This is a genomic window from Dactylosporangium cerinum (assembly GCF_042653625.1).
Taxonomy (GTDB): Bacteria; Actinomycetota; Actinomycetes; order Mycobacteriales; family Micromonosporaceae; genus Dactylosporangium; species Dactylosporangium cerinum.
The window spans coordinates 629,001-655,749 of record NZ_JBHSIU010000019.1 but is presented as its reverse complement, the minus strand read 5'-3'; the positions used below and the strand labels follow the sequence as shown (position 1 = coordinate 655,749).

General features: G+C 72.7%; 27 protein-coding genes and 1 other RNA gene. 16 read left to right on the top strand and 12 right to left on the bottom strand.

Going from position 1 to position 26,749, the window contains the following annotated elements; all coding sequences use genetic code 11:
* Positions 1-219 precede the first annotated feature (219 nt).
* The 5 genes from ACFPIJ_RS20830 to ACFPIJ_RS20810 form a co-directional block, all read right to left on the bottom strand.
* Positions 220-651: a DUF3052 domain-containing protein gene (locus tag ACFPIJ_RS20830; RefSeq protein WP_033362448.1), complete on the bottom strand. Its 432-nt coding sequence runs from the start codon at positions 649-651 to the stop codon at positions 220-222.
* A gap of 106 nt (positions 652-757) precedes the next feature.
* The gene (locus ACFPIJ_RS20825) at positions 758-3,568 is read right to left on the bottom strand and encodes a transketolase C-terminal domain-containing protein (RefSeq protein ID WP_417323601.1); all 2,811 of its coding nucleotides are present in this window, start codon (positions 3,566-3,568) and stop codon (positions 758-760) included.
* Positions 3,569-3,622: 54 nt separating this feature from the next.
* The gene (locus ACFPIJ_RS20820; protein WP_380116808.1) at positions 3,623-4,066 is read right to left on the bottom strand and encodes an NUDIX hydrolase; all 444 of its coding nucleotides are present in this window, start codon (positions 4,064-4,066) and stop codon (positions 3,623-3,625) included.
* Between the two features lie 49 nt (positions 4,067-4,115).
* Entirely contained in the window at positions 4,116-4,529 is a 414-nt protein-coding gene (locus tag ACFPIJ_RS20815; RefSeq protein WP_380116807.1) for a YjbQ family protein, read from the bottom strand.
* 13 nt (positions 4,530-4,542) lie between these two features.
* Positions 4,543-4,977 carry a hypothetical protein gene (locus tag ACFPIJ_RS20810; protein WP_380116806.1) on the bottom strand — a complete coding sequence of 145 codons (435 nt, stop codon included), beginning with the start codon at positions 4,975-4,977 and terminating at the stop codon, positions 4,543-4,545.
* A 251-nt stretch (positions 4,978-5,228) separates the two neighbouring features.
* On the opposite strand from ACFPIJ_RS20810, the gene aceE reads away from it, so the two are divergent.
* The 6 genes from aceE (at position 5,229) to ACFPIJ_RS20780 (ending at position 11,407) form a co-directional block, all read left to right on the top strand.
* Positions 5,229-7,973 carry a pyruvate dehydrogenase (acetyl-transferring), homodimeric type gene (gene aceE / locus ACFPIJ_RS20805; protein ID WP_380116805.1) on the top strand — a complete coding sequence of 915 codons (2,745 nt, stop codon included), beginning with the start codon at positions 5,229-5,231 and terminating at the stop codon, positions 7,971-7,973.
* 80 nt (positions 7,974-8,053) lie between these two features.
* A complete protein-coding gene (locus ACFPIJ_RS20800) occupies positions 8,054-8,698 on the top strand; it encodes a transporter (RefSeq protein ID WP_380116804.1) in 645 nt (214 codons plus the stop codon).
* The gene (locus tag ACFPIJ_RS20795) at positions 8,691-8,993 is read left to right on the top strand and encodes a transcriptional regulator (RefSeq protein ID WP_380116803.1); all 303 of its coding nucleotides are present in this window, start codon (positions 8,691-8,693) and stop codon (positions 8,991-8,993) included. The genes ACFPIJ_RS20800 and ACFPIJ_RS20795 overlap by 8 nt, the downstream gene beginning before the upstream one ends.
* Positions 8,993-9,865, top strand: coding sequence for an ABC transporter ATP-binding protein (locus ACFPIJ_RS20790; RefSeq protein ID WP_380116802.1), 873 nt, complete (start codon positions 8,993-8,995; stop codon positions 9,863-9,865). The genes ACFPIJ_RS20795 and ACFPIJ_RS20790 overlap by 1 nt, the downstream gene beginning before the upstream one ends.
* A 3-nt stretch (positions 9,866-9,868) precedes the next feature.
* A complete protein-coding gene (locus ACFPIJ_RS20785) occupies positions 9,869-10,606 on the top strand; it encodes an ABC transporter permease (protein ID WP_380116801.1) in 738 nt (245 codons plus the stop codon).
* 345 nt (positions 10,607-10,951) lie between these two features.
* The gene (locus ACFPIJ_RS20780; RefSeq protein WP_380116800.1) at positions 10,952-11,407 is read left to right on the top strand and encodes a hypothetical protein; all 456 of its coding nucleotides are present in this window, start codon (positions 10,952-10,954) and stop codon (positions 11,405-11,407) included.
* Positions 11,408-11,660: 253 nt separating this feature from the next.
* Here ACFPIJ_RS20780 and ACFPIJ_RS20775 read toward each other — a convergent pair whose 3' ends face one another.
* Complete coding sequence (locus ACFPIJ_RS20775; RefSeq protein ID WP_380116799.1) at positions 11,661-12,299, bottom strand: bifunctional DNA primase/polymerase; 639 nt, start codon at positions 12,297-12,299, stop codon at positions 11,661-11,663.
* 193 nt (positions 12,300-12,492) lie between these two features.
* Here ACFPIJ_RS20775 and ACFPIJ_RS20770 point away from each other — a divergent pair, with 193 nt between their 5' ends.
* From ACFPIJ_RS20770 to ACFPIJ_RS20750, 5 genes are read left to right on the top strand one after another with little or no spacing between them, the layout of a single operon-like run.
* Positions 12,493-13,725 (top strand): helix-turn-helix domain-containing protein, encoded by a 1,233-nt coding sequence (locus ACFPIJ_RS20770; protein ID WP_380116798.1) that lies wholly within the window; start codon positions 12,493-12,495, stop codon positions 13,723-13,725.
* Positions 13,726-13,748: 23 nt separating this feature from the next.
* Positions 13,749-14,303 (top strand): flavoprotein, encoded by a 555-nt coding sequence (locus ACFPIJ_RS20765; RefSeq protein WP_380116797.1) that lies wholly within the window; start codon positions 13,749-13,751, stop codon positions 14,301-14,303.
* A 9-nt stretch (positions 14,304-14,312) separates the two neighbouring features.
* The gene (locus ACFPIJ_RS20760) at positions 14,313-15,104 is read left to right on the top strand and encodes a Nif3-like dinuclear metal center hexameric protein (protein ID WP_380116796.1); all 792 of its coding nucleotides are present in this window, start codon (positions 14,313-14,315) and stop codon (positions 15,102-15,104) included.
* Positions 15,101-15,841, top strand: coding sequence for a zinc ribbon domain-containing protein (locus ACFPIJ_RS20755; protein WP_380116795.1), 741 nt, complete (start codon positions 15,101-15,103; stop codon positions 15,839-15,841). The genes ACFPIJ_RS20760 and ACFPIJ_RS20755 overlap by 4 nt, the downstream gene beginning before the upstream one ends.
* Positions 15,799-17,133: a bifunctional RNase H/acid phosphatase gene (locus tag ACFPIJ_RS20750; protein WP_380116794.1), complete on the top strand. Its 1,335-nt coding sequence runs from the start codon at positions 15,799-15,801 to the stop codon at positions 17,131-17,133. The genes ACFPIJ_RS20755 and ACFPIJ_RS20750 overlap by 43 nt, the downstream gene beginning before the upstream one ends.
* Here the strand turns inward: ACFPIJ_RS20750 and ACFPIJ_RS20745 are convergent.
* Positions 17,130-17,909, bottom strand: coding sequence for a sulfite exporter TauE/SafE family protein (locus tag ACFPIJ_RS20745; RefSeq protein ID WP_380116793.1), 780 nt, complete (start codon positions 17,907-17,909; stop codon positions 17,130-17,132). The genes ACFPIJ_RS20750 and ACFPIJ_RS20745 overlap by 4 nt on opposite strands.
* A gap of 30 nt (positions 17,910-17,939) precedes the next feature.
* On the opposite strand from ACFPIJ_RS20745, the gene rnpB reads away from it, so the two are divergent.
* The 3 genes from rnpB (at position 17,940) to ACFPIJ_RS20730 (ending at position 19,764) form a co-directional block, all read left to right on the top strand.
* An RNA gene (gene rnpB, locus ACFPIJ_RS20740) (RNase P RNA component class A) lies at positions 17,940-18,307 on the top strand.
* Positions 18,308-18,578: 271 nt separating this feature from the next.
* On the top strand, positions 18,579-19,127 hold the full coding sequence (locus ACFPIJ_RS20735; protein ID WP_380116792.1) for a Uma2 family endonuclease: 549 nt from the start codon (positions 18,579-18,581) through the stop codon (positions 19,125-19,127).
* 244 nt (positions 19,128-19,371) lie between these two features.
* Entirely contained in the window at positions 19,372-19,764 is a 393-nt protein-coding gene (locus ACFPIJ_RS20730; RefSeq protein WP_380116791.1) for a hypothetical protein, read from the top strand.
* Positions 19,765-19,849: 85 nt separating this feature from the next.
* Here ACFPIJ_RS20730 and ACFPIJ_RS20725 read toward each other — a convergent pair whose 3' ends face one another.
* Complete coding sequence (locus ACFPIJ_RS20725; RefSeq protein WP_380116790.1) at positions 19,850-20,695, bottom strand: sigma-70 family RNA polymerase sigma factor; 846 nt, start codon at positions 20,693-20,695, stop codon at positions 19,850-19,852.
* 22 nt (positions 20,696-20,717) lie between these two features.
* On the opposite strand from ACFPIJ_RS20725, the gene ACFPIJ_RS20720 reads away from it, so the two are divergent.
* A complete protein-coding gene (locus ACFPIJ_RS20720; protein WP_380116789.1) occupies positions 20,718-21,164 on the top strand; it encodes a pyridoxamine 5'-phosphate oxidase family protein in 447 nt (148 codons plus the stop codon).
* A gap of 6 nt (positions 21,165-21,170) precedes the next feature.
* On the opposite strand, the gene ACFPIJ_RS20715 is transcribed toward ACFPIJ_RS20720, so the two are convergent.
* From ACFPIJ_RS20715 to ACFPIJ_RS20700, 4 genes are all read right to left on the bottom strand, one after another.
* Positions 21,171-21,986 (bottom strand): inositol monophosphatase family protein, encoded by an 816-nt coding sequence (locus ACFPIJ_RS20715; RefSeq protein ID WP_380116788.1) that lies wholly within the window; start codon positions 21,984-21,986, stop codon positions 21,171-21,173.
* The gene (gene aroA / locus ACFPIJ_RS20710) at positions 21,983-23,257 is read right to left on the bottom strand and encodes a 3-phosphoshikimate 1-carboxyvinyltransferase (RefSeq protein WP_380116787.1); all 1,275 of its coding nucleotides are present in this window, start codon (positions 23,255-23,257) and stop codon (positions 21,983-21,985) included. Before aroA ends, ACFPIJ_RS20715 begins: the two co-directional genes overlap by 4 nt.
* Before the next feature lie 58 nt (positions 23,258-23,315).
* Positions 23,316-23,741, bottom strand: coding sequence for a nucleotidyl cyclase domain-containing protein (locus ACFPIJ_RS20705; RefSeq protein ID WP_380116786.1), 426 nt, complete (start codon positions 23,739-23,741; stop codon positions 23,316-23,318).
* A 488-nt stretch (positions 23,742-24,229) separates the two neighbouring features.
* On the bottom strand, positions 24,230-25,897 hold the full coding sequence (locus ACFPIJ_RS20700) for a hypothetical protein (protein ID WP_380116785.1): 1,668 nt from the start codon (positions 25,895-25,897) through the stop codon (positions 24,230-24,232).
* Here ACFPIJ_RS20700 and ACFPIJ_RS20695 point away from each other — a divergent pair.
* A complete protein-coding gene (locus tag ACFPIJ_RS20695) occupies positions 25,890-26,747 on the top strand; it encodes a hypothetical protein (protein WP_380116784.1) in 858 nt (285 codons plus the stop codon). The two genes, ACFPIJ_RS20700 and ACFPIJ_RS20695, sit on opposite strands and share 8 nt — an antisense overlap.
* Positions 26,748-26,749: the final 2 nt, after the last annotated feature.

Here is a 26,749-nt window from a genome sequence, read left to right as displayed (position 1 = left end):
GCGAGCGGGCCGGGCGAGCGGGCCGGGCGAGCGTGGCCGCCGGGTGTCCGGGCGGCCACGCGGCAAGGGCCGGTGCGCGACGGCGCCGGTGGTCAGAGCGTGCGCAGGAAGCATCGGCCCGAGCACCTCGCCCGGGTGGCGGGGTCGGGCTGGTCTGGCTCGCCTTCGACCTCCCCCTCGCGGGGGAGGGCGCCGGCGAGCACACCGACCGGCTGGCGGCTAGCGGCGGGACCTCGCGGCGCGCGGCGCGACCAGGCGCGCCGCGGTCCAGTCCTTGCCGGCGTTGACCGTCGAGGTCTGCTGCAACCCGGCGGTGGGGGCCGACTCGTTGATATCGCTCGGCTCGACGTGCCCGGGACGGCCGGCCTTCGGGGTGAGCAGCCACACCACGCCGTTGTCCGCGAGCGGGCCCAGCGCGTCGATGAGCGTCTCGACCAGGTCCCCGTCGTCGTCGCGCCACCACAGCAGCACAACGTCGACGACCTCGTCGGTCTCCTCGTCAACCAGGTCCCCGCACCGGTCGATCAGGACGTCGCGGAGATCCTGGTCGACGTCGTCGTCGTACCCCATCTCCATAACGACCATGCCCGGTTCGACACCGAACCGGTCCGCCAGGCTCTTCACCTCGGCCTGACCCGCGGTCGCGTTCACTGTCCACTGCCTCCTGTCGCAACACCACTGTTAGCGCGTAGTCCACACAGTACGGGCCGTCAACGCAAGTGGCGCACCGATGCGATCGAAAAACTATCGGTCCAAACTACCGGGCCAACAGCGATTTTGCTCCTTGGACGATCTGTTCCTCGGAGACGAGGACGTGGTTGGCGGCCGGGCCGAGGGGCACGAACGAGTCGACGGCGGCCACTCTGCGGGCCACGCCGACGTAGCCGGCGTCCACCAGGGCGGCGATGATTCCCTCGCCGACGCCGCCGGAGCGGCGGGTCTCGTCGACGACGAGGACGCGGCCGGTGTCGGAGGCGTGCTTGATGATGTCGCCGACGGGCAGAGGCGCCAGCCAGCGCAGGTCGACGACCCGGCAGGTCACGCCCTCCTCGGCGAGGCGGGCCGCGGCACGCAGCGACATGCGCACGCCGTTGCCGAACGTGATGATGGTCAGGTCGTCGTTGGGGCCGCTGTGGTACGCCCGGGCCCGGCCGATGGGCACGTGGATGGCCGACCACTCGCTGGGCGGGGCGTAGTCCGACAACCACCAGTTGTCGCTGTCGCCGTGCAGGTCGCGGGTGTGGTACAGCGCGATGGGCTCCAGGAACACGCAGACGCTGCCGTCGACGATCGCGCTCGCGAGGCAGGTGCGCAGCATGGGCGCGGCGTCCTCGGCGCGGGCGGGCGCGGCGACGACGAGGCCGGGGATGTCGCGCAGCACGGCGAGGGCGTTGTCGTTGTGGAAATGCCCACCGAAACCCAGCTGGTACGCCAGGCCGGCCACCCGCACGACCATCGGGTTGTGGTATGCGCCCTGCGAGAAGAACTGCATCGTGGCGGCCTCGCCGCGCAGCTGGTCCTCGGCGTTGTGCAGGTAGGCCAGGTACTGGATCTCCGGCACGGGCAGCATCCCGGCCAGGCCGGCGCCGAGCCCCAGGCCGAGGATCGAGGTCTCGTCCAGGAGCGTGTCGAAGACGCGGGTGGCGCCGAAGCGGTCCCGCAGGCCCTTGGTCACCCCGTAGACGCCGCCCTTGGCCGCCACGTCCTCGCCGAAGACCACCATCTGCGGGTAGGCGAGCATGGCGTCGGTCAGGGCGGCGTTGATGGTCTGCGCGAGGGTGAGCGGGCCGGCGCGTTCAGGGAGCCGCCCGTTGAACGCCACCGCGCGGGTCGGCGGGTGGCCGGTGCCGTTGAGCCGGTTGTCGTCGGCGGGCTCGGGTGCGTCCCGGTCGGCGCGCGGCTCGACGTCCGCGGGCTCCACCGGCTCGTCCTGCGGGCCGGCGGCACCCGTGAGGCCCGCGACGATCGAAGCATCCGAAGCCGCCGGCCCGGCGACGAACGACCCGGTCGCCGGCTCCGGCCAATCGTCCGCACCGGAGTCCGCACCGGAACCCGCACCGGAACCCGCACCGGAACCCGCACCGGAACCCGCACCGGAGCCCGTGCCCGAGTCCGAGCCGGAACCCGTGCCGGAGCCCTCGTCGGCCGCCTGGCCCGGGTCGGAGACCAGGACATGCTGGCCCGAGCCGGGGACCAGGGCGTGCTGGCCGGTGGCGGGATCCTCCGGCGCGATGGCCGGGACGTCGTCGTCGGTGGTGGTGGAGGGCGCCCGGTGCGACGGCACGGCCCGGGAGGCGGCGGGCGGCCCCTCGTACGCCTCGGCGAACTCCAGGTCGTCGTCGATGTCGCTGCCCGCGTCGGGGTCCACGGCCTCGTCGATCAGGTCCGCGGCGGCGTCGGCGACGGCCCGGGACACGCGGACCGGACGCCGCGGCGCGAGGGGTGCGGTCACCTCGGAGGCGTTGCCCAGCTTCGGCTCGCCGAGGACCTCCTCCGCGACCCGGCGCACGTCCCAGCCGAGCTCGTCGTAGCGCCCCATCAGCTCGGCCGGGGTGGCGACGCCGGCCTCGACGAGGAGCCGGGCGGTGCGGACCAGGGGGTCGCGGGCCAGGTCGCCGGCGATCTCGACGGGGGAGCGGTACGCCATCTCGGCGTCGGCGCCCGCGTGGCCCATCAGCCGCACGGTGGTGAGGTGCAGGACCGCGGGGCGACGGAAGCGGCGCACCCACGCGGCGGCCTCGGCGGCCCGGTCGTAGGCGGCGGCGCTGTCACAGCCGTCGGCGGCGTAGTACCGCACGCCGGGGCGGCTGCTCAGGGCGGCGGCGACCCAGCCGTCGGGGGAGCGGACGCTGATCCCGAGGGAGTTGTCCTCGCAGACGAACAGCAACGGCAGGCGCAGGCCGACGTGGTCGCACCAGCCGGCGGTGTTGAACGCGGCGGTGGCGGCGGCGTGGTTGACCGACGCGTCGCCGAAGGAGCACACGACGAGGGCGTCGCCGGGCCAGCCGTGGCCGTTGGCAGGGCCGGCGGCCGGGTTGCGGCGGCGGCCGCGGCCGAGCGCGTAGGCGACGCCGACGGCGCGTGGCAGGTGCGAGGCGATCGTCGAGGTCGTGGGCACGACGTGCAGGTCGGGGTGGCCGAAGACCTTGTGCCGGCCGCCGGCGATGGGGTCCTTGGAGGACGCGACGACCCCGCGGAGCACGTCACGGATCGGGTCGCTGCCGGGGACCTGCGCGGCGCGCATGCAGTAGAAGCCGCCGGAGCGGTAGTGCAGCAGGGCGGGGTCCGTCGGGCGCAGTGCCGCGGCGACGGCCGCGTTCCCCTCATGGCCGGACGAGCCGATCGTGTAGTAGCCGGCGTCGAAGCTGCGCAGCCAGCGGGCGGCGAGGTCCAGGTGCCGGCTGGTGCACTGGGCGTCATACAGCGCCCGGGCCTGCACACCGGTCAGCGCGGTGTCGTCCCGCACCGGCTCGTCGAGATCCCGGATGACCGTGGCGGCGACGAGCCCGGCGAGCTCCGCGCGGAACCGCTCGTCGAGGTCCTGAGGGGTGGTCACGCTCGACAGCATGGCCGAAATTGGTCTTCGGTTGCCAGTCCGATGCGGCACGGGGTGCCTCGGCCGCTACCGCCTGTCGCGCTCCGCGAGGGCCCTGTACTGCGAAGACGCCAGGAAGCCCGGCACCAGAAGCGCCGCGGTGACGCCGAGGTCCCGGGCGAGTGCCTCCTCAGGTGTGAGGAACACCATTGCCTGACCCTCGCCGAGGACGATCTCGTCCTGGGTGGCGTCGGTGGGCGCGCAGTACACGTGCATCTCCACGAGGCCGTCGGCGGTGGTCACCGACGGTCGAGTGCTGGTCACGTAGTGTTCAAGTGTGGTGACGGTGAGTCCGGTCTCCTCCTGCACCTCGCGGCGGGCGGCCTCCTCCGGGGTCTCCCCTTCTTCGATCTTGCCGCCGGGCATGGCCCACTGGTTGGGGGAGACCTTGGCGTGGGAGTCGCGGTGCTGCATCAGGACCCGCCCCTGCGGGTCGACGAGGAAGACGACGGCGACGCGACGCTCGATCACGCCTGTGATCCTCCCGCCTGATGGCCGGGACGCCCGGCAGAAACGCGGTTCATCCGCGCAGGAAGCTGAAGCGGACCTGGCGGGTGGCGTTGTCGCCGTTGGGGTCGACCAGGCAGATCGACTGCCAGGTGCCCAGCGCGATCCGCCCGCCGATGACCGGCAGCGTCGCGTACGGCGCCACGAACGCCGGCATCACGTGGTCCCGGCCGTGGCCGGGCGAGCCGTGCCGGTGCCGCCAGCGGTCGTCGGTCGGCAGCACGTCGTCGAGGGCCGTGAGCAGGTCGTCGTCGCTGCCGGCGCCGGTCTCGATGATCGCGATGCCGGCGGTGGCGTGCGGGACGAAGACGTGCAGCAGCCCGTCACCGTCCGGCGCGTGCGAGGTCACGAACCGCGACGCCTCGTCCGTGATGTCGCGCACCACCGGCCGGGTGCCGGTACGGACGGTGATGACCTCGGAGTGCATGGACCCCAGTCTGTCAGTCGCTGGAGGAGGACGACGACGACCCCGAGTCCGACGACGAGGACGAGCCGGAGTCCGACGAGGACGAGCCGGAGTCGGAGGAGGGCCAGGACGATCCCGAGTCGTGGGAGTGGGAGTGACCGTGATGGCCGTGGTCCATGCTGTGTCCCCAGCCATGGACATGCCCGTCGTGCCCGCCATGCCCGCTGTGATGGCCGCCCGAGGCACCGGAGCCGCCGCCGTCCGGGGTCCAGTCGGGACCGAGGAGATTGGCGTCGGCGGAGGTCCCCGGCCGGTACCCGCGGGATGGGGCGGTGCGGGTGCCGGAGCCGGTCGCCCGGCGGGCGTTGCGGACCAGGTTGGTGACGACGGCCACAACCATGAAGAGCGTGAACAGGATGAAGAAGACGATCACGGCGGTCGGGGGGCTCGACGGCGAGTTGTCAGGCACGGCCGCACCATAGTCGATACGACCCCCTCGCGAGGCCCGCTCGGTCGCGGTTTGTCACCCAGAAGTTACCCGTCGGTATCGTGTCGCGTGTCGCAGTTGACGCCCCGTAGACGTGACGGATTGCACTGGGGGCAGGCAGGATGGGACATGGGCTCACACATTGCCTCAACACGCACACCCCGAGGCCATCCCGACCGGCCACCGCGGTCCTACCAACAGCGCGGCCGGTCCTACACCTAGAAGGAACGCCTGTGTCCACCGAACGCAAGCGCCCAGTGATCAGCGACGGTCTGCCGAGTCAACTGCCGGACATCGACCCGGAGGAGACCACCGAGTGGGTCGAGTCGCTGGACGGAGTGATCGACGAGCGCGGCCCGAAGCGCGCCCGTTACGTGATGCTGCGCCTGCTGGAGCGCGCGCGGGAGCGACAGGTCGGCGTGCCACCGCTCACCACCACCGACTACATCAACACGATCGCGCCGGAGCGTGAGCCCTGGTTCCCCGGCGACGAGCACGTGGAGCGGCGGATCCGCGCCTACATCCGGTGGAACGCGGCGATGCTGGTGCAGCGCGCCCAGCGCCCCGACGTCGGCGTCGGCGGTCACATCTCGACCTTCGCCAGCGCCGCCAGCCTGTACGAGGTGGGCTTCAACCACTTCTTCCGCGGCAAGGACCACCCGGGCGGCGGTGACCAGATCTTCTTCCAGGGGCACGCTTCGCCGGGCATGTACGCGCGGGCGTTCATGGAGGGCCGCCTGAGCGAGCAGCAGCTCGACGGGTTCCGCCAGGAGCTGTCGCACCGCGGCATGGGCGGCGGCCTGCCCAGCTACCCGCACCCCCGGCTGATGCCGAACTTCTGGGAGTTCCCGACCGTCTCGATGGGTCTGGGCGGCATCAACGCGATCTACCAGGCGCGGTTCAACCGCTACCTGCACAACCGCGGCTTCAAGGACACCAGCGACCAGCACGTATGGGCGTTCCTCGGCGACGGTGAGATGGACGAGCCGGAGTCGATCGGCGCGATCGGCGTCGCGGCCCGCGAGGAGCTGGACAACCTCACGTTCGTCATCAACTGCAACCTGCAGCGACTCGACGGTCCCGTGCGCGGCAACGGCAAGGTCATGCAGGAGCTCGAGGCGTTCTTCCGCGGCGCCGGCTGGAACGTGATCAAGGTCGTCTGGGGCCGGGAGTGGGACCCGCTGCTCGCCGCCGACACCGACGGCGCGCTGGTCAACCTGATGAACAAGACCCCCGACGGCGACTACCAGACCTACAAGGCCGAGTCGGGCGCGTATGTCCGGGAGCACTTCTTCGGCCGTGACCCGCGCACCCGCAAGATGGTCGAGCACCTCTCCGACGACGAGATCTGGCAGCTCAAGCGCGGTGGCCACGACTACCGCAAGCTGTATGCGGCGTACAAGGCGGCCACCGAGCACACCGGCCAGCCGACGGTCATCCTGGCCAAGACGATCAAGGGCTGGACCCTCGGATCGCACTTCGAGGGCCGCAACGCGACGCACCAGATGAAGAAGCTGACCCTGCAGGACGTCAAGGACTTCCGCGACCGCCTGTATCTCGACATCCCCGACAGCGCGATCGGCGACAACCCGTATGCGGTGCCGTACTACCGGCCCGACGAGAAGTCCGACGAGATGCAGTACATGCGGGAGCGCCGGGCGCAGCTGGGCGGGCCGGTGCCCAACCGGCGCACCACCCACGTGCCGCTGCCGCTGCCCCAGTCGTCGGTCTACGGCGACATCAAGCGCGGCTCCGGCAAGCAGAAGGTCGCCACCACCATGGCGTTCGTCCGCATGCTCAAGGACCTGATGCGGGACAAGGGCATGGGCCGGCGCTGGGTGCCGGTCATCCCCGACGAGGCCCGCACGTTCGGCATGGACTCGCTCTTCCCGACCGCGAAGATCTACTCGCCGCACGGGCAGAACTACACGCCCGTCGACCGGGAGCTGTTCCTGAGCTACCGGGAGTCCACCAACGGGCAGATCCTGCACGAGGGGATCAACGAGGCCGGCTCGGTCGCCTCGTTCACGGCCGCCGCGACCAGCTACGCCACCCACGGCGAGCCGATCATCCCGGTCTACATCTTCTACTCCATGTTCGGCTTCCAGCGCACCGCCGACGGCATCTGGGCGGCCGCCGACCAGATGTCGCGCGGGTTCCTGCTCGGCGCCACCGCCGGGCGGACCACGCTCAACGGTGAGGGCCTGCAGCACGAGGACGGTCACTCGCTGCTCATCGCGGCCACGAACCCGGCCGTGGTCGCCTACGACCCCGCGTTCGGCTACGAGATCGCGCACATCACCGAGGCCGCGGTCAACCGGATGTACGGCGAGCAGCCCGAGGACCTCATCTACTACCTGACGGTCTACAACGAGCCGATCTTCCAGCCGGCCGAGCCCGCGGACCTCGACGTCGACGGGCTGCTCAAGGGGCTCTACCGCTACCTGCCCGCGACGGTGCAGGACGGCCCGAAGGCGCAGCTCCTCGCCTCCGGCACGGGCATGCAGTGGGCGCTGAAGGCGCAGAAGCTCCTGGCGGAGGAGTGGGGCGTGGCCGCCGACGTGTGGTCCGCGACCTCCTGGACCGAGCTGCGCCGCGACGCGGTCGTCGCGGAGGAGCACAACCTGCTGCACCCGGCCGACGAGCCCCGGGTGCCGCACATCACCAGGGCCCTCGAGGGCACGCAGGGCCCGGTCATCGCGGTCTCCGACTTCATGCGGGCCGTGCCGGACCTGATCTCGCGCTGGGTGCCCAACGACTACACGTCGCTCGGCACCGACGGCTTCGGCCTGTCGGACACCCGGCACGCGCTGCGCCGGCACTTCCACGTCGACGCCGAGTCGATCGTGGTCGCCACGCTGCGCCAGCTCGCCCGCCGCGGCGAGGTCCCGGCCTCGGCCCCGGCCGAGGCGGCGAAGAAGTACGCGATCGACGACGTCAACGCCGCCCCGGTCGGCGAGACCGGCGGCGACTCGTAGGACGGCGATAGGCAACAAAAGAGAGGGGCCGGAAGGCCCCTCTCTTTTGGTAAAGAGGTTTGTGGTTTAAAGTTGTTTGCATGGCCCCGGTCGACGACGACGCGCCACCCGCCTCACCCGCCGAGTCCCTCGCGCTCATCCGGCAGGAGCGGGCGGCGGTCGCCGGCACCGTCGCGATCAACCCCCTGGCCTACTACCTGCCCTGGGGACTGGCCTGGCTGATCGGCTACGGGCTGCTGTTCCTGCGGTACGGGCCGGACGGCCGGATCTTCGTCCCCCTGCCGGACTGGCTGCCGCTGGTCACCCTCTTCGCGCTGATGGTCCTGGCGATGACGAGCACGATGGTCGTCTCCGCCCGGCGCGGGCGCGGCGTGCAGGGACGCTCGTCGTGGCAGGGCACGGCCTACGGTCTCGCCTGGTTCCTCGCGTTCGCCGGCGTCGGCTCCACCACCGGGCGCTTCGTCAAGTACTTGCCCGAGGACGAGCAGGGCCTGCTGTGGGCGTGCGTCTCCGTGGGCACCGTTGCCGTCATGTACCTGGCCGGTTCGGCCATCTGGCTGTCGCGCGACATGTTCGTCCTCGGCGCCTGGCTGACCGTCATCAACATCGCCGGCGTCGCCCTCGGCCCCGGCTGGCACTCGCTGCTGATCTCGGCGGGCGGCGGGGGAGGCCTGATCGCGCTGGCCCTCGTGCTCGCGATGCGGGAACGGCGCCGGCGTGGCTGACCTCGACCCGGTGATCCATGCCCAGGCGAGGTTGCGCATCATGGCCGCCCTGTCCGGGCTGCCCGACGGGGACCGGATGACCTTCCCCCGGCTCCAGCAGATCCTCGACATGACCGCCGGCAATCTGTCGGTGCACCTCACCAAGCTCGAACAGGCCGGCTACGTCGACGTCGCCAAGTCCTTCCGCGGCCGGACCCCGACCACCACGGCCGCGCTGAGCGCCCGGGGCAGGGTCGCGTTCGACGACTACACCGCCGCCGTCCGGGCCCTGCTCGACCCCCTCAAGGAGTCCTGATGTCCCTAGCCCGCACCATCGACGTGACCCGCCGCTACGGCGACCGGACCGCCCTGGACGGGGTCAGCCTCGACATCGCCGCCGGTGGCGTGGTCGGACTGCTGGGCCCCAACGGCGCCGGCAAGTCGACGCTCATCAACCTGCTCGTCGGCCTGCGCAAGCCGACCAGCGGCACCGTCGAGCTCTTCGGTGGCGACCCCCGCGACCCGGCCAGCCGCCGCCGGATCGGGGTGACCCCGCAGGAGACCGGCCTGCCCGCGACGCTGCGGGTCAGCGAGTGCGTCGAGTTCGTCGCCGCCCACTTCGCCGACCCGGTCCCGGTCGGTGCGCTCCTGGCGGACTTCGGCCTGGCCGAGGTGGCCCGGCGGCAGACCGGCGGGCTGTCCGGCGGGCAGAAGCGGCGCCTGGCCGTCGCGCTCGCCTTCGTCGGCCGCCCCGAGCTCGTCTTCCTGGACGAGCCGACGACCGGGCTGGACGTGCAGGCCCGGCGCGACCTGTGGACCTACATCAAGGACTACGGGCGCACCGGCACGGTCGTGCTGACCAGCCACTACCTGGAGGAGATCGAGGCCCTCGCCGACCGGGTCGTGGTCATCGGCGGCGGCCGGGTCCTCGCCGACGACACCGTCGAGGCGATCCGCGGCATGGTCGGCATCCACCGGGTCAGCGTCGCCGCCACCGACCTGCCCGACCTGCCCGGCGTCGTCGGCGTCGAACACGCGGACGGGCGCACCTCCCTGCTCACCCCGGACGCCGACCAGCTGGTCCGGGACCTGGTCCGCTCGGGCGTGCCGTTCCAGGGCCTGCAGGTGCAGCCCACCACCCTCGAAGAGGCGTTCCTGACGCTCACTACCGCGAAGACGGGATCCTGACCCATGTCACTGGCGCTCACGCACGCCCGGTTCCGCATCCTGGAGACCATCCGCATCCCCGTCGCCGTCGTCGGCGGGGCGTTCTTCCCGGCCGCGTCGATGCTGTTCTTCGTCGTGCCGTTCGCCGGCGACGACGCGGTCGGCGCCACCTACGCCACCGCGTCGATGGTCATGTTCGCGGTCATGACCAGCTCCCTGTTCACCTACGGGGTCGGCGTCGCCGAGGACCGCGCCCAGCCATGGGACCCGTTCAGCCGGACCCTGCCGGCCGGCCCGGCCGCCGCGTTCGCCGGCCGGGTGCTGTCCGGGCTGACGTTCATGTTCATCTCGCTGATCCCGGTGGTGATCATCGGCGCGGCACTCACCGCGGCCTCCGCGTCGCCCGGGCAGCTGCTGCTCGCGCTCGGCGCGGTGGTCCTCAGCGCGCTGCCGTTCACATTCATGGGCCTGGCGATCGGCTACGCCCTGCCGACCAAGGCCGCCCTGGCGGTCGCGCAGATCATCTTCTTCCCGCTGGCGTTCGGTGGCGGGCTGCTGTCCGCGCCGGGCGACGCGCCGGGGTTCGTCGAGACGATCGCCCCGTATCTGCCGACCCGCGGCGCCGTTGAGCTGGTCTGGGCGGCCGTCGGCGATTTCCGGGTATCGACCACCTCGATGGTGGCCCTGGCCGTCTGGACGGTCGCGGCGGCGGCCCTGGCAGCCTGGGCGTACCGCCGCGACGAGGGAGTCCGCTTCAGCTGATCCGCACTCCGGCGCCCTCCGATCGGTGAACTCACGCCGATCGGAGGGCGCCGATGTATGGCGCAATGAACATCATTGTCGAGCAATCCGGCGTTGTACGCACAACGGATCTTCCCTGGTAGGTAGCCTGGATCAGGTCGGCCTGCGACAGCGCAAGCCGACGTGATGTCGAGGTGCTGACAGCCCGCGGTCGAGAATTGTCGAACCATGCAACGGGACGCACCGTTTCTCCGATCACCGGTGAATCCTTTCTTCAGGGAACATGAAATGTATCTGTGGTACCGCGACCTGACGGTGCGGACTCCGTTGTCCCCGAGAGGGCAGCGGAGAGGGACAGCGGCGAGTGTGGGGGGCAGGACGCGTGAGGTCGGGCGCCGGCTCGGGCGGGCGGTGACCGCCGTGGCGCAGCCGGACGCGGTCCGGCTCGTCATGGCGTACCTGCGTGCCCAGCACCACCTCTCGGGCGCGACCCTGGTCACCGAGCGCCCCGACGACCTGACCGGGAACCTGCCGGTGCTGCTCGTGGAGGCGGTGGGGGCACCGGCCCGCTCGAGGCTGCCCTGGGCCCGGCAGGTGCGCTGGCGGATCGGGCTGCAGGCCTGGGCCGAGGCGGACCAGGTGGAGCAGTTCATCTACGGCGCGCTGACGGCACTGCTTGCCGCGCGCGGTGTCCGGTTGCCCGAGGGGGGCCGGATCCTCCGGGTCGACCCGGCCGCCGAGCCGACCGAGGTGCCCGACCGGAGGGCCGCCGAAGGCGTCCTGCGGGTAGTGACGACCATCGACGTCTCGGTCGGTTACTGATCAATTCAGTAGATCAACACTCAACGATGAGTAGGTAGTTGTACATCCGTTGAGTAACTCGCCCGAGGTACAAGGGTCGACTTAGGGCTACACCAACGCTACGTTGGGCATCGGCATGAATTCTGCACGTGAATCTTTTCCGAAGCCTAGCGAGCCCCGGCACCATGGCCGCTCGGTGGGTGCGGTGCGCGCACCCGGCAACGGCCGGTCCCCCCGGGAGGACCGGCCGCCGGCTTGCGCTGTGCTGCCCGCCCTACGCCGAGGTGCGCCAGGTGGCCTTCGGTCTGGCCGTCGCGAGTGGGCCGGCCCCGATGGCGTCGAGCATCAGCGCCTGCACGGCGTAGGGCTCCGCCGGCCGCCAGCCGTGCGTCTCCGGGGACAGCTCCCAGCGGACCCGCCCGCCGGACTGCGGGCTCGGCGGCGCCGGGATCCAGGAGCCCTGCCCGTGCAGCACCACGTCGGGCTGCTGGGCGAGCTCCGGCAGCAGGCCGTGGCCGGGCAGCACCAGGAAGAACCAGCGGTCCGTCAGCCCCTTCTGCTGGGCGACGGCGACCGGTCCCCGTGCCGCGACGAAGCCGTCGCCGAGCAGCGCCGCCCGGCCCAGCGCTGCCGAGACCTCGAGCACGTCGAAGGCGTGCCCGGTCGGGAACAGCACCGTGTACGGATGGACCCGCCACCGCTCGTCGACGAGCGCCGGCGAGCGACTCGGCGGGTAGGCCGTCGGGTGGCATGCCACGGTGCGGCAGCCGGCCTCGCCGCAGTCGAAGCGGCGCTCCTTGGCGTGCCGGCCGGCGTGCTGCCCGACCAGGTAGGCACCGGGCAGGACGTGCCACCCGTGCTCGACGTACCGGACCGCCGCTTTGCGCAGCTTGGCGCGTTCCCAGGACCGCATGTGCTCCTCCTAGCAGGGGAGATCACTCGTACGTGCATGCGGCACCACGTCACGTCACCGGACGCCCTGTGCGGCGTTGGGCTTGGTAACGGGGGCTGCAACTTGCACATCGGAACGTATGAGCGGGAACGCCGGACGAACCGCACAAAAGGTGCGATGTCGACCGGACGGGTGACCTCCGGAGGTGAGCGGCGTGGATGAGCTGCCGATCGGCCGGCGTGTGGCCTACTGGCGAAACCGGCGCAAGATGTCCCAGCAGGTCTTCGCGGATCGGCTCGGGAAGTCGAAGAGCTGGGTCGACAAGGTCGAACGTGGCGTGCGCCGGCTGGACAAGTTCTCGGTGGTCTACGAGATCGCCGACGTGCTCCAGCTGGACGTGCAGATCCTGCTCGGCAAGGACCCCGAGCGGCGCCCCGACAGCATCAACTGCGTCGACCAGGTCGAGGTCGAGGAGATCCGGGCCGCCCTGGAGCGCTACGACCAGATCAGCGCCTTCTTCTACGCGCCGCCGGAGCCCCCGCCCCTGGCCGAGATGCGCAAGGCCGTCACCCACGCGTGGCTGAGCTACCAGCACGCCAAGTACGGCATGCTCGCCCGCACCCTGCCGCGCCTGCTGCGGGAGGCCCAGGCCGCGGACACCGCCTACGCCGGCGACGGGCCGGGCCGCGAGTCCGCCCACCTGCTCGGGCAGGTGTACCAGATCGCGTCGTCGGCGCTGCGCAAGCTCGGCGAGCACGAGCTGGCCTGGCTCGCCGCCGACCGCTCGATCGCGGTGTCCCAGCGCGCCGGCGACCAGCTCCTGGCCGGCACCGCCACCACCCGCGTCGCCCTGGCGCTGCTCGCCCTCGGCCGGTCCCGCCCGGCGCTCGAGATCAACGTCAACATCGCCAACCGGCTCGCCCCGGGTACCGACGGCAACGACTGCGCACCCGAGCGGCTGTCGGTCTACGGCATGCTGCTGCTGCAGGGCGCCATGGCCGCGGCCCGCATCGGCGACGGCGCCACCGTCCGTGACCTGCTCAGCGGCGCGGAGGAGGCGGCCAGAGGACTCGACGGCGACCACAACTACTACTGGTCCTGCTTCGGACCGACCAACGTGCAGCTGCACCGCGCCGCCGCCGCCGTCGAGCTCGGTGAGGGCCGGGTCGCGGTTGAGGTGCACGAGGCCCTGGACCTGGAGGCGTTCCACGCGCTGCTGCCGGAGCGCCGCGCGCACCACTACCTCGACCAGGCCCGCGCCCACGCGATGCTCGGCGACATTGACCTGGCCAGCGAGATGCTCCTGGAGGGCGACCGGCTCGCCCCGTCGGAGATCCGCTGCCGCCCGCTGGCCCGGGAGGTGCTCAGCGACGTGCTGCGACGCACTCGCGGTACGCCATCCGCGCCGGTCGCGGAACTCGCCGAGCACATGAGCGTCGGGGTGTAGTACCGGGGTAGCACAATGCCCGCATGGCCGGTCATGTCCTATACGCCGTGATGTGCGGATCGCCCGTCACGCAGGATGCCAGCAAGCTCGTGGCGCTCGCTCAGGCGAAGGGCTGGGAGGTCTGCGTGGTCGCCACGCCCGACGCTCTGAAGTGGCTCGACATCCCCCGCCTCGTCGCGCAGACCGGGCACCCCGTCCGGCACCGGTACAAGTACCCGGGCGACCCCGACATCCTCCCGCAGGCCGAGGCGATGATCGTCGCCCCGGCAACCGTCAACACGATCAACAAGTGGGCCGCCGGCATCGCCGACACCCTCGCCCTCGGCCTGCTCGTCGAGGGCCTCGGCATGGGCCTGCCGATCGTCGCGGTGCCGTTCACCAACGCCGCCATGGCCCGGCACCCGGCATTCGGCGAATCCGTGGAGAAGCTGCGCTCCTGGGGCGTCACCGTCCTCTACGGCCCCGACGTGCTGCCGCTGCACCCGCCCGGCACCGGCGAGCGGATCGTCGACACGTTCCCGTGGCACCTGCCCGTCGACGCGCTCGACCGGCAGACGGCACGCGAAGACGTGGAGTAACGTCGCGCCGTGCTTGTCGCCGAACTCGTCGAACTGCTCGAGCAGCGCTACCCGCCCTCCTGGGCCGAGAGCTGGGACCGGGTCGGCCTCACCCTCGGTGAGCCGACCGCCGAGGTCACCAAGGTCCTCCTCGCCGTCGACTGCGACCCGCGGACCGTCGCGGAGGCCGTCGAGGCCGGGGCGGACTTCATGTTCACCCACCACCCACTGCTGCTGCGCGGCGTGTCCAGCGTCGCGCCCACCACGTACAAGGGCCGCATCGTCCACCAGATGATCAGGGCCGGCATCGCCCTGCACACCGCGCACACCAACGGCGACGTGGCCAACCCGGGCGTCTCCGACGCGCTCGCCGCCCGCCTCGGCCTGCTGGACGTCCACCCCCTCGTGCCGATCGCCGACACCGGCCGTGGCCACGGACGCATCGGACGGCTGCCAGCTGCGATGGCACTGGCAGACCTGGCCGCGCTCGTGTCCTCGTCGGTGGGTGGGGTACGGGTGGCAGGTCCCGCCGAAGCCACCATCCAGACGGTTGCCGTGTCCGGTGGTGCCGGCGACGCATTCCTGGCCGACGCCGCCCGCGCGGGTGTTGACGCATACTTGACGTCGGATCTGCGCCATCATCCGGCACACGAGCACCTCGCGGCCGGCGGGCCCGTGCTGCTCGACGTCTCGCACTGGGCGTCCGAGCGGCCCTGGCTCGACGACGTCGCGGCGTTCCTGCGGCGCGAGACCGGGCTGCAGACCATCGTGTCCGATGTGGACACCTCACCGTGGACGTTCCAGGAGGACGGTAATTCGTGAAGGCTGACCCAGAGGCTCAGCGGCGCCTGCTCGACCTGCAGGCGATCGACATCGCGCTCACCCAGCTCGCGCACAAGCGCAAGTCGCTGCCCGAGCACGCCGAGCTCGACCGGCTGGCCCGCGAACTGTCCACGATGGAGGACCAGCGGGTGCGCGCCCAGGTCGCCGTCGACGACCTCGACCGCGACATCAGCCGCCTCGAGCGCGACGCCGAGCAGGTCCGCGCCCGCAAGGACAAGGACCAGGTCCGGCTCGACGCCGGCACCGGCCCCGCCCGCGAGCTGGAGGCCCTCCAGCACGAGATCGCCACGCTCAACCGGCGCCAGAACGAGCTCGAGGACGCCGAGCTGGAGCTGATGGAGCAGCGGGAGACCGCGCAGGCCACCCTCGACGACATCGTCGGCCGTCTCACCGAGACCCGGACGGTGCGGGCCGCCGCCGAGCAGCGCCGCGACGAGGCCCTCGCCGGCCTGGCCAAGGACGAGGAGTTCCGCCGCTCCGGCCGCAAGCCCCTCGCCGCCGACCTCCCGGCCGACCTCATCACCCTCTACGACAAGATCCGCGAGAGCAGCGGCGGCATCGGCGCCGCCATGCTCCGCCACGGCCGCTGCGAAGGCTGCCGGATCGAGCTCTCCGGCGGCGACAGGGCCCGCGTCAAGGCCGCCGCCCCCGACGAGGTCGTCCGCTGCGAGGAATGCCGGCGCATCCTCGTGCGGACCGCGGAGTCCGGCCTGTGAAGGTCACGATCGAAGCCGACGGCGGGTCCAGGGGCAACCCCGGACCCGCCGGCTACGGCGCGGTCGTGCGCTCCGACACCGGCGAGGTCCTCGCCGAACGCCTCGGCCGGCTCGGCGTCACCACCAACAACGTCGCCGAGTACACCGGCCTGATCGAAGGCCTGCGCGCCGCCTCGGAGCTCGGCGCCGACGAGGTCGAGGTCCGCATGGACTCCAAGCTCGTCGTCGAGCAGATGTCGGGCCGGTGGCAGATCAAGCACCCCGGCCTGCGCCCCCTCGCCGAGCAGGCGGGGAAGCTCGCGCGGACGTTCCGGGTGGTGCGCTACTCGTGGATCCCCCGGGAGCGGAACAAGCACGCCGACCGGCTCGCCAACGCCGCCATGGACGGCAAGGACGCCCCGGACCCGCCCGCCGCCGCGGTCCCGGCGGTGGAGGCCGCGCCGGTCGCGGGTCCCGACTCGCCGGGCCGGGCGGCGGCCCGGGCCGCCGCGGCCGCGGCAGTTCGTTCCGTGCCGGGCGGCGCGTCGACGCCTGCCACTGCTGTGCCGGGTGGCGCTTCGACGGCTTCAGGGTCCGGCGCCGCTTCGGCGCAGGCGTCGGTCACGGCGGTGGATGTCGACGCCGAGGCGCCGGCTGAGGGTCCCCGGTCGTGGGCGCCGCCGTCGACCGGGTCACCGTTGCGGATGGTGCTCGTGCGGCACGGCGAGACGCCGTACACCATGGAAAAACGCTATTCGGGTCGCAGCGACATCCCACTCTCGGACCAGGGCCGGGACCAGGCAGCCCGGGCCGCCGGCCGGGTCCGCGCCCTGGCCCCCGACCTCGCCGTCGCCGTCAGCTCGCCGCTGCGCCGCTGCCTGGACACCGCCGCCGCGCTCGGCACGGTCTTCGGCGACGTCGAGACCGTCGTCGAGCCGGACCTCGTCGAGTGCGACTTCGGCGAGTGGGACGGCATGACGTTCGCCGAGGTGCGCGCCGCCTACCCGAACGAGCTCGACCGCTGGCTCGCCTCCCCGCTCGTCGCCCCACCCGGCGGCGAGTCGTTGCAGCAGGTCACCATCCGTGTGCGGCGCGCGCTGCGGCGGCTGCAGCAGCAGTACGCCGGCCGGCAGATCGCCGTCGTCAGCCACGTGACCCCGATCAAGTCACTGCTCCGCGACGCCCTCGCCGCCGGCGACGCCTTCATGTACCGGCTCTACCTCGACCCGGCCGGCGTCTCGGTCGTCGACTCGTGGCCCGACGGCGGGGTCGCCGTGCGCACCGTCAACGACACGTCGCACCTGTCCCCCTAGAACACCGCGCGGTACAGCAGGACCAGGCCGACCCCGGTGCCGAAGGCGACGATCAGCCACTTCAGCACCCGGGACGGCAGCTTCCGGGCGAGGCGGGCGCCCACGTACCCGCCGATCATCGCCGTCGGCGCGACGACCAGGACGTCCGCCCAGTCGACCGGCCCGAACGCCGCGAACGCGCACACCGTGACGAGCCCACCGAGCGCGGACACGACGTTCTTCAACGCGCTGACCCTGGCCATCGACTGGTCCAGCACCAGCCCCAGCGCCGCGACCAGCATCACGCCGAGCGCCGCGCCGAAGTAGCCGCCGTACAGCGAACCGGCGAACACCATCGCGTGCAGGCTCAGCCGCCGGCGCCGCTCGGTCATGTCCCGCGGATGCCCGACCAGGCCCCGCAGCCGCTCCTGGAACGCCAGGATGGTCGCCGCCCCCAGCACCAGGAACGGCACCACCAGGTCGAACGCCCGCGCCGGCGTGGCCAGCAGCAGCGCACACCCCAGCGCCGCCGCCACCACCGACGTGGGGATGAGCATGATGAGGGTCTTCTTGGAACTGTCCCGTGCCAGATCCTTGAGGTCGGTGCGGCTGCCGTACACCGACGCCGCGTACCCGGGAAACACCGACACCGAGTTCGTCACGTTCGCCGCCACCGGGCTCAACCCGGTCGCGATCAGCGCCGGGAACGTGATCAGCGACCCGCCGCCGGCGATCGCATTGACCGTGCCGGCGGCCAGCCCGGCGCCCGACAGGAGCGCGATGTCTACAAGGTTCATGGTCCGGCCTAGGATAGTCAGCACGACGGACGAGTCGACCGGGCGGCCGCGTCGGCACCTTCACCGGTGCCGCCGAGGAACGTCCGGGCTCCAGAGGGCAGGGTGGTTGTTAACGGCAACCCGGGGCGACCCGCGGGACAGTGCCACAGAGAACAGACCGCCCGGCCACACGGCCGGGTAAGGGTGAAACGGTGGGGTAAGAGCCCACCAGCGCCCCGGGTGACCGGGGCGGCTAGGTAAACCCCACCCGGAGCAAGGTCAGACGCAGGCGTTCGAGGGCTGCCCGCCCGAGCCTGCGGGTAGACCGCTAGAGCCTGCCGGCAACGGTAGGCCGAGATGGATGGCCGCCCCCCGCCCACAGGTGGGGACAGAACCCGGCGTACAGGTCGACTCGTCCGTCTGTAATGCCCCCCACCGCTCCGCGGCGGGGCCCCGGCGGGGGTTCCCACCCGCACCCCCATGCGCCGCTGCGCGGCGCACTGCCCGCGCTGCGCGCGTGGCAGCTTCCTGCGCCAGGCGCGCCCGATCCCTACCCCTCCACCTGGTCCCTTCCACGGGCCTCGTCGCTGGTTCCGGTCGCGGCTGAGCCGGGTCGGTGCGGACGGTCGCCTCGCTCTTGAGGCGACCGGCATGGCACGCTGTTATCGGAGCCGGGAGGTGGGTCAGCCGATGAGCGTGGCGACAGTGGATCATGTCGGGCCGTGGAGCGAGGATGACTACTTCGCGCTCGGCGAGACCACCAACCGGATCGAGCTGTTCGACGGGAGCCTGCTTGTGAGCCCGGCGCCGAGCAAGCGGCATCAGCAGTTGTCCATGTTTCTGGGTTACGAACTGCATCGTGCGGCGAAGCCGGCCGGACTGCTCGTCTTCGAGGCGGTCAACGTCCGGCTGAGTGCCAGCCGGATCGTCATCCCGGATCTCGTCGTCGCGGACACCGACAACGAGGGCGTCGTCATCGAGGCGGGTGAGGTGGCGCTCGTCGGCGAGATCGTCTCACCGGGCAATGCCGGCAACGACCGGGTGCTGAAGATGCAGCTGTACGCGGCCGCCCGCATCGGCTGGTATCTGCTGGTCGAGCCGGACCCGGCCGGACCGGTCGGTCTGCGGCTGCTCCGTCTGGACGGCGAGCACTACGTCGAGCACGCCGTCGCCGAGCACGGCGAAGCACTGGCGGCTGGCGAGCCGTTTACGTTCCGGCTCGACACCAGCGCACTGTAGTTCGCCACCGGCACCCCTGCTCGCTCCCGCTCGCACCGCCATGCGCCTGCCGGCGCGGCGGCGTTTCGCGTCAGGCGCGCCCCGATCCGGCTGTGGTCGCCGTTTGTCAGGGCCCGTGAAGCATCTGGCGGGAGAGGCTCCACGAACCAGAGGACCCTCCCTCACCAGCTCGATCACGACTCCGGGGCAAGTCCGGTGCCGGGCCACTGCGCTCCCGCGGTCGGGGCGCACCTAGGCTTCCGGCGTGATCGAGAGGCCGAGTCAGCGGTGGCAGCGCGTGGTGGCGGAGGAGGCGGCCGCGGTGGCCGCCGGCGCCCTCCCGCCCGAAGAGGCCCACGCCGCGCAGTTCTGGCCGCCGGTGTTCACGGTGGCGGTCGAGGCGGCGCTGGTGGCGTACGAGCTGGAGGTCGAGCGCCTGCCGGCCAGGACCGATGAGCTGATCTGGGCGGCGGTGCGGCGGGTGGTCATCGCGCTGAACGACACCGGCGGCGACGAGTTCATCGAGACCGGCGAGCGGGAGGAGCTGGCCGGGTTCATCGACAGCGTCCTGACGGCCGCCGGCGTCGACGTCGAGGCGCTCACCGCCCGGCAGGGTCGGGACCGCGCCGAACTCACGGACGAATGGCGGGACTGGTAGCGCGGAGGTCCTCATACCGGTCAGCCGCCTGCTGATCGGGTACGGCTCGAACCGAGACCTTCCGCGTAGGTGACGCGCGGGAGTGTCAGGCCGGGAAAGGTTCCACGTCGAGGCGGTCCAGGGTGGCGGGGTCGCCGAGGAGCTCGATCTCCACGACCTTGCCGTCCTCGACGACGAAGTCGAAGACCACGCGGGGCCGGCCGCCGACGGACCAGACCGCGCCGGCGAAGCCGTCGATGAGGGCGGTCTGCGCGACCCGGGCCCGGCCGGTGAACGTCGCGGCGACCGCGTCGGCGCCGTGGACCTCGGGGGCGGCGCCGGACAGCACCGTGGCCGCGTCGGCACGCAGGACGACGTCGGGATCGAGCAGGGCCAGGAGTGCCTCGAAGTCGCCGCCGCGGGAGGCTGCGAGGAACGCGTCGACGACCTCGCGCTGGCGGGGCAGGTCGGGGTCGCGGGGTGTGCCGGCGCCCTGGACCCGGCGGCGGCCGCGGCTGGCGAGCTGGCGGGCGGCGGCGGGGGAGCGGCCGACGACGGTGGCGATGTCCTCGAACGGCACCGCGAACAGGTCGTGCAGGACGAACGCAAGCCGTTCCGCGGGGGTGAGGGTGTCGAGCACCACGAGCATCGCCTGACCGACGTCGTCGGCGAGGATCGCTTCGTGCTCGGGGTCGACCACCGGGACGAGCGAGACGACGGGGACGGCCGATTTCCGGCCGCGGAGCAGGTCGAGGCAGATCCGGCCGACGACGGTGGTCAGCCAGCCGCCGAGGTTGTCGACGGCGGCGTGGTCGGACCGGCTCAGCCGCAGCCACGCCTCCTGCACGGCGTCCTCGGCCTCGGCGCGGGCGCCGAGCATGCGATACGCCACGCTCAGCAGATGTCCGCGGTGCTCCTCGAACCGAGCGGCCAAGACGGCGGAGTCGTCCACCGCCACAGCTTAGGCTGGGGGCATGACCGCACCGGCACGCACCACGACGCAGCGGGTCGCCGACACGCTGCACCGGCTCGAGCACGACGTCGATGCCTGGGTGGCGACCGCGTCGCCGCAGGGGGAGCCGTGCATGGTGCCGCTGTCGTTCCTGTGGGACGGTGCGACGCTGCTGTTCTCCACCGCGCCCGGCAACCCGACGGCCCGCAACCTCGCCGCGAACGGGCGGGCCCGGGTCGGCGTCGGGCCGACCCGGGACGTGGTCCTCATCGAGTGTGCCGTGGAGTCGCTGCCGGCGGCCGGGATGGCGCCGGACGTCGCCGACGCGTTCGCCACGAAGGCCGGGTTCCGGCCCGGCCCGAAGTACGTCTACCTGCGGATGACGCCCCTGTGGGTGCAGGCGTGGCGCGAGGTGAACGAACTCGCCGAGCGGGAGCTGCCGACGCCGCTCACCCAGCCGCCGGCGTGAAGCGCGTCAGGACCCCTCGAGCAGCTTCAGCGTCGCCGCGTGCAGCGGGCCGCTCCTGGTGAACAGCGACGGGCCGGCGCCGGGGCCCGGGCGTCCGTCGAGGCCGCTGTATCGGCCGCCGGCCTCCCGCACGATGAGCGACGTGGCCGCGAAGTCCCAGACCTGACCCCGGGTCTGCACGGCCAGGTCGAGCCGCCCGTCGGCGACCAGCAGCGCCGCGTGGGTCGGCCACGGCTCCTTGCGTGCCGTCGCCAGCAGCGGCGCGAGCATCGTCCACTCCGCCGGGAACACCTGGTCGTCGAAGGGGATGACGCCGAGCCTGGCACCGTCGGGGGTGTCGGCGCCGTCGGAGGCGACGTGCAGGCGTCGGGCGGGACCGTCGTCGTCGATGCCGGAGTGGTACGCCCCGGCGCCGCGCCCGGCCCACCACAGCGCGCCCTGCGCCGGCACGGCGGCCACGCCCGCCACGATCTCGCCGTCCTCCTCGAGGGCGACGAGGACCAGCCACCGGTCGTCGCCGGCGACGAACATCGCGGTGCCGTCGATCGGGTCGATGATCCAGCGGCGGCCGCCGGCACCGGTCAGGCCGCCCTCCTCACCGAGGATCGCGTCGGCGGGCCGCGCCGCGGCGAGGACGTCCCGGACGGCGGTCTCGACGGCGCGGTCGGCCTCGGTGACGGTGCTGCCGTCGGCCTTGAGCTCCGTCGGCAGGTCGGCGAGCGCCGCGAAGTACCGCAGGCCGACCGCCGCGCCGGCGAGGGCGGCGCGGCGGGCCAGGGCGATGTCGCTGTCGTCGGTGTTGCGCACAGACCTGTCGCTCACAGGCGCGCCAGGTCGACGAAGTACGTCGGGTAGGTCTTCGCCACGCAGCGCGGGTCGCGGATCTCGATGCCGGGCACCCGCAGGCCGAGCAGCGCCAGGCTCATCGCCATGCGGTGGTCCTCGTAGGTGTCGAAGGCCGTCGGCGCGGGCGGGCCCGGGTTGATGGTGAACCCGTCCTCGTCCTCGACCGCGTCGAGGCCGGCCCGGCGCAGCTCGGTGACGACCGCGGCGATCCGGTCGGTCTCCTTCTTGCGGATGAAGCCGATGCCGCGCACCCGGGTCGGGGAGTCGGCGAACACGGCGACCGCCGCCAGGGTCTGCGCGGTGTCGGAGATGTCGGCCATGTCGACGTCGATGCCGTGCAGCGTGCCGGTGCCGGTGACGGTGATCCGGTCGGCGGTCCGCTCGACCCGGGCGCCCATCCGCTCGAGCAGGTCCGCGAAGCGCACGTCGCCCTGCAGGCTCGAGGTGCCGAGACCCTCGACGGTGACCCGGCCCGCACCGATCGCGGCGGCGGCGAGCAGATACGACGCGGCGCTGGCGTCGGGCTCGATCGCGTAGTCCGTCGCCCGGTACGCCCCCGGCTGCACCCGCAGCCCCTCGACGGTGACCCCGAACGCCGCCATGACGGCCGTGGTCGCCTCGACGTAGGGCACCGAGACCAGCGGTGAGGTCAGCTCCACCGACAGCCCGTCGGCCATCAGCGGCCCGGCCATCAGCAGCCCGGACAGGAACTGACTGGACAGGTGGCCCGGCAGCGGGACCTTGCCGCCGGCGACCGGCCCGGTGACCGCGACCGGCAGGAACCCGGGCGTGCCCAGGTCCTCGACCGTCGCGCCGAGCTCGCGCAGCGCGTCGGTCAGCGGGCCGAACGGCCGGGCCCGCAGCTGCGGCGAGCCGTCCACGACGCTGCGCACCGGACGCAGCGCCGCCGCCGGCAGGACGAACCGCGACGTGGTGCCCGACATCCGGGCGTCGACGGTGGCCGGCTCCGTGGCGGTGCGCGGGTCGACGCCGTCCACGACGACGGTGTACGCCGCCTCGTCGGCCGTCACCGTCGCGCCCAGCGCCCGCACGGCGCCGAGCATCGCGTGCGTGTCGTCGGCGAACAGCACCCCCGTCAGTGTGCTGCGGCCCGGGGCGAGCGCCGCGCAGATCAGGGCGCGGTTGGTGATGCTCTTCGAACCCGGCGGCCGCAGCGACACGTCCGGCGGTGCGCTCAGCGGGGTGACGGCAAGGACATCGGGCAGCTCATCGGCATGGAGGCTCACACTGTGATTGTCCCGCAGCCCGCCGGCCGCGTGCGGGGCGACCTCGTCGCGTCCCAAATCACTTCCGCAGCTGGAACGAGCCGTCCCCGCTCTCGTCGAGGGGCACCGTGCCGCCGAGGAGTTCCGCGGCGGCGGCGGAGACGCGCAACCGGCCGGGGGCGGCGAGGTCGGCGAGGCGGGACGCGGCCGACACCGTCGGGCCCGTCAGCCGCCCGCCGCCGTCGTGGGGCGGCTCCCCGGCGTGCAGACCGAACCGGACCATCGTCATCGCCCGCGGCCGCAGGTATCCGGCGACGTCGTGGACCGCCGCGCCCGGTGTCTCGTAGAGGACCAGGGACCGGCCGTCGGCGGCACGCGCCACCCGTCCGGCCGTCAGCTGCCGGGCGACGTCGTCCGAGGCGGCCGAACCCCCGATCGCCAGGACGACACTGAGGGCGGGCGGGGACGGTACATCCGACGCCGCGGGGGAAGAGAAGGACTCCACGGCACCGAGTATCTGGCCGGGCGCCGGAAAGTTCCACCGCCGGCGTCCACGGTGGACCGTTCGTCTCCTAACGATGAACGAGGGTCGCCCGACCGACTCGAATCTCGATCCACCGAACGGCTCACCCGCGGGTGATCGTGACCACACATATCCGCCGCCGTCGGTGCCTCCACGCGGCCCGCCCCGTCCGCCGGTCGATTCCTGAAATCGTTGCCGCACAAGGATTTAGCCGCCTTTCGCGGACCTTCTGCGTCGCCTTCCGGACGTCTTGCGGGCGTCTGCTCACGGACTCGGGCGGTTGCGTCTACTGTGGAATCCCAACCAGCTATTTGCCGGTTTCGGTGGCGCGTGTTGCATTTGCGGTGCACAGTGATGTCATGAGCAGCAGCGGTGCTGAGCGGTACTACTGGTGCCTTTCCCATCATCGGGTCGAGTCCGAGGCCGACATGTGTGCCGGCAGGGATCGGCTCGGCCCCTATGATTCGGCGTCAGAAGCCGCACATGCGCTGACAAGAGTCCAGCAACGCAACGAGGCGTGGGACGCCGAAGACGAACGGTGGGAAGGCAAGCACTAGCAACACGTCGGAGCCGACGGCGACCGCGAACCGCCCCGGCACACGACACGTTCGATCCGTCTCCACCCGCACAACCCAACCGCGAACATCCCGCAGGATGCGGGAGAACTCCTCCAGGAGGACCACGATGGCCGCAGCTAAGAAGGCCACCACGAGATCGGCCGCAACGAGCGCGGCCACGACGACTCCAACCGCGGACGCGGCGACGCCCGTGACCCCCGCCAGGGCCGCGACGTCGGTCGCCGCCGCCGCACCCCGCCGGCGCGCGACCAGCACGACGGTGGCGGAGCCCACCGGCACCAAGTCCTCGACCCGCACGCGCGCGACCGGCACCACGCCGGCGGCGCTGACCGTCGCCACCCCGGCCGGCCGGGCGGGTGCGGCTGCGTCCTCGACGGCTGCGGCGGCCAAGCCGGCCGCGGCCGCTTCCAAGGCTACCGCCGCCAGGACCGCCACCAAGGCGACTGCGGCGAAGCCGGCCGCGAAAGCCACCACGGCCCGGACGGCAACCCCGGCGGCGAAGTCGACGGCGGCGAAGACCGCCGCGGCGAAGGCGACCCCCGCGGCGAAGGCGACCGCGGCCAAGTCGGCCACCGCGAAGGCGACGCCTGCGGCGAAGTCGACGGCGGCGAAGGCCACCACGGCGAAGGCGACCCCGGCGGCCAAGGCGACCGCGGCGCGGTCGTCGAAGGCGACCCCGGCGGCGAAGTCGACGGCGGCGAAGGCGGCCACCGCGAAGGCGACGCCCGCGGCGAAGTCGACGGCGGCGAAGGCCACCACGGCGAAGGCGACCCCCGCGGCCAAGGCGACGGCGGCGAAGGCCACCACTGCCAAGGCGACCCCGGCGGCGAAGGCGACCGCGGCCAAGTCGGCCACGGCGAAGGCGACGCCTGCGGCGAAGTCGACGGCGGCGAAGGCCACCACGGCGAAGGCGACGCCGGCGAAGGCGACCCGGACGAGCGCGGCCAAGGCTGCTCCCGCCAAGACCGTGACCGCGAAGGCGACCCCGGCGAAGGCGGCCACCAAGGCGGCCGCGAAGTCGACGGCGGCCAAGGCGACGGCGAAGGCGGCCCCGGCGAAGACCGCCAAGGCCACCACCGCCAAGGCGACGACGGCCAAGGCCGCCCCGGCGAAGGCGGCGGCCAAGTCGGCGCCCGCGAAGACCGCGGCGGCCAAGGCCACCGCGGCGAAGGCGACCGCGGCCAAGGCGACCAAGGCAGCGACGAAGTCCACGGCGACGAAGGCCGCCGCGACCAAGGCGACGGCGAAGGCGGCCCCGGCGAAGGCGGCCACCAAGGCGGCCCCGGCCAAGGCGGCCACCAAGGCGGCCGCGAAGTCGACGGCGGCCAAGGCGACGGCGAAGGCGGCCCCGGCGAAGACCGCCAAGGCCACCACCGCCAAGGCCACCACCGCCAAGGCGGCCCCGGCCAAGACGGCTGCGGCGAAGGCAGCCCCGGCGAAGACCGCCAAGGCCACCACCGCCAAGGCAACGACGGCCAAGGCCGCCCCGGCCAAGGCGGCGGCGAAGTCGACCGCGGCCAAGGCAACCGCCACGAAGGCCCCGGCGAAGGCCGTGGCCACGAAGGCTCCGGCGAAGGCCGCCGCCAAGGCGACGCCCGCGAAGACCGCGGCCAAGGCGACGCCCGCGAAGACCGCGGCCAAGGCGACGCCCGCGAAGACCGCGGCCAAGGCAACGGCCACCAAGGCCGCGGCCAAGGCGACCGCCACGAAGGCTCCGGCGAAGGCCGCGGCCAAGGCGACCGCCACGAAGGCCGCACCGGCCACCAAGGCGACCGCCACCAAGGCCGCGCCGGCCGCGAAGGCGGCCCCGGCCAAGACGGCCAAGGCCACCACGGCGGCGAAGGCGGCCCCGGCCAAGACGGCGGCGAAGCCCACCGCGGCCAAGGCGACCGCGGCGAAGTCCACGGCCACCAAGGCGGCCCCGGCCAAGACGGCCAAGTCCGCCCCCGCGAAGGCGGCCAAGGCGACCGCGGCACCCGCCGCGGCACCGGCGGCCACCGTGACCGAGCCCGTCCCGGCCGCCCCGGCGGCCGCGAAGACGGCCAAGGCCACCACCGCCAAGGCCGCCCCCGCGAAGGCAGCCAGGTCCACGGCGGCCAAGGCCGCGCCGGCCAAGGCCACCCCCGCCAAGTCCACGGCGGCGAAGCCGGCCGCGGCGAAGAAGGCTCCGGCCAAGAAGGCCGCCGAGGCCGCGCCGGCGCCCGTCGCCGCGGCGGAGCCGGCGACCCCGCCGGCCGTGGTGTCCGAGGGTGGTCTCGACGCCGGCGCCGCCGGTGACGTCGAGGGCGCCGCGACCGCGCCGTCCGGTGGTGCCGCCACCGAGGCGATCCCCGGCCGCGAGAACGGCAACAACGTCGAAGGGGCGTCGAGCATGACCCCCGAGGACTGGGCCAGCCTGGCCCGTCCGTAACG

What these genes read in the sequence shown, in the direction of transcription:
- ACFPIJ_RS20825 (WP_417323601.1), bottom strand. Translation starts at nt 3,568, where the DNA reads ATGCTGTCGAGCGTGACCACCCCTCAGGACCTCGACGAGCGGTTCCGC.
- ACFPIJ_RS20815 (WP_380116807.1), bottom strand. Translation starts at nt 4,529, where the DNA reads ATGCACTCCGAGGTCATCACCGTCCGTACCGGCACCCGGCCGGTGGTG.
- ACFPIJ_RS20800 (WP_380116804.1), top strand. Translation starts at nt 8,054, where the DNA reads ATGGCCCCGGTCGACGACGACGCGCCACCCGCCTCACCCGCCGAGTCC.
- ACFPIJ_RS20790 (WP_380116802.1), top strand. Translation starts at nt 8,993, where the DNA reads ATGTCCCTAGCCCGCACCATCGACGTGACCCGCCGCTACGGCGACCGG.
- ACFPIJ_RS20785 (WP_380116801.1), top strand. Translation starts at nt 9,869, where the DNA reads ATGTCACTGGCGCTCACGCACGCCCGGTTCCGCATCCTGGAGACCATC.
- ACFPIJ_RS20775 (WP_380116799.1), bottom strand. Translation starts at nt 12,299, where the DNA reads ATGCGGTCCTGGGAACGCGCCAAGCTGCGCAAAGCGGCGGTCCGGTAC.
- ACFPIJ_RS20765 (WP_380116797.1), top strand. Translation starts at nt 13,749, where the DNA reads ATGGCCGGTCATGTCCTATACGCCGTGATGTGCGGATCGCCCGTCACG.
- ACFPIJ_RS20750 (WP_380116794.1), top strand. Translation starts at nt 15,799, where the DNA reads ATGCCGGCGCATCCTCGTGCGGACCGCGGAGTCCGGCCTGTGAAGGTC.
- ACFPIJ_RS20745 (WP_380116793.1), bottom strand. Translation starts at nt 17,909, where the DNA reads ATGAACCTTGTAGACATCGCGCTCCTGTCGGGCGCCGGGCTGGCCGCC.
- ACFPIJ_RS20735 (WP_380116792.1), top strand. Translation starts at nt 18,579, where the DNA reads ATGAGCGTGGCGACAGTGGATCATGTCGGGCCGTGGAGCGAGGATGAC.
- ACFPIJ_RS20720 (WP_380116789.1), top strand. Translation starts at nt 20,718, where the DNA reads ATGACCGCACCGGCACGCACCACGACGCAGCGGGTCGCCGACACGCTG.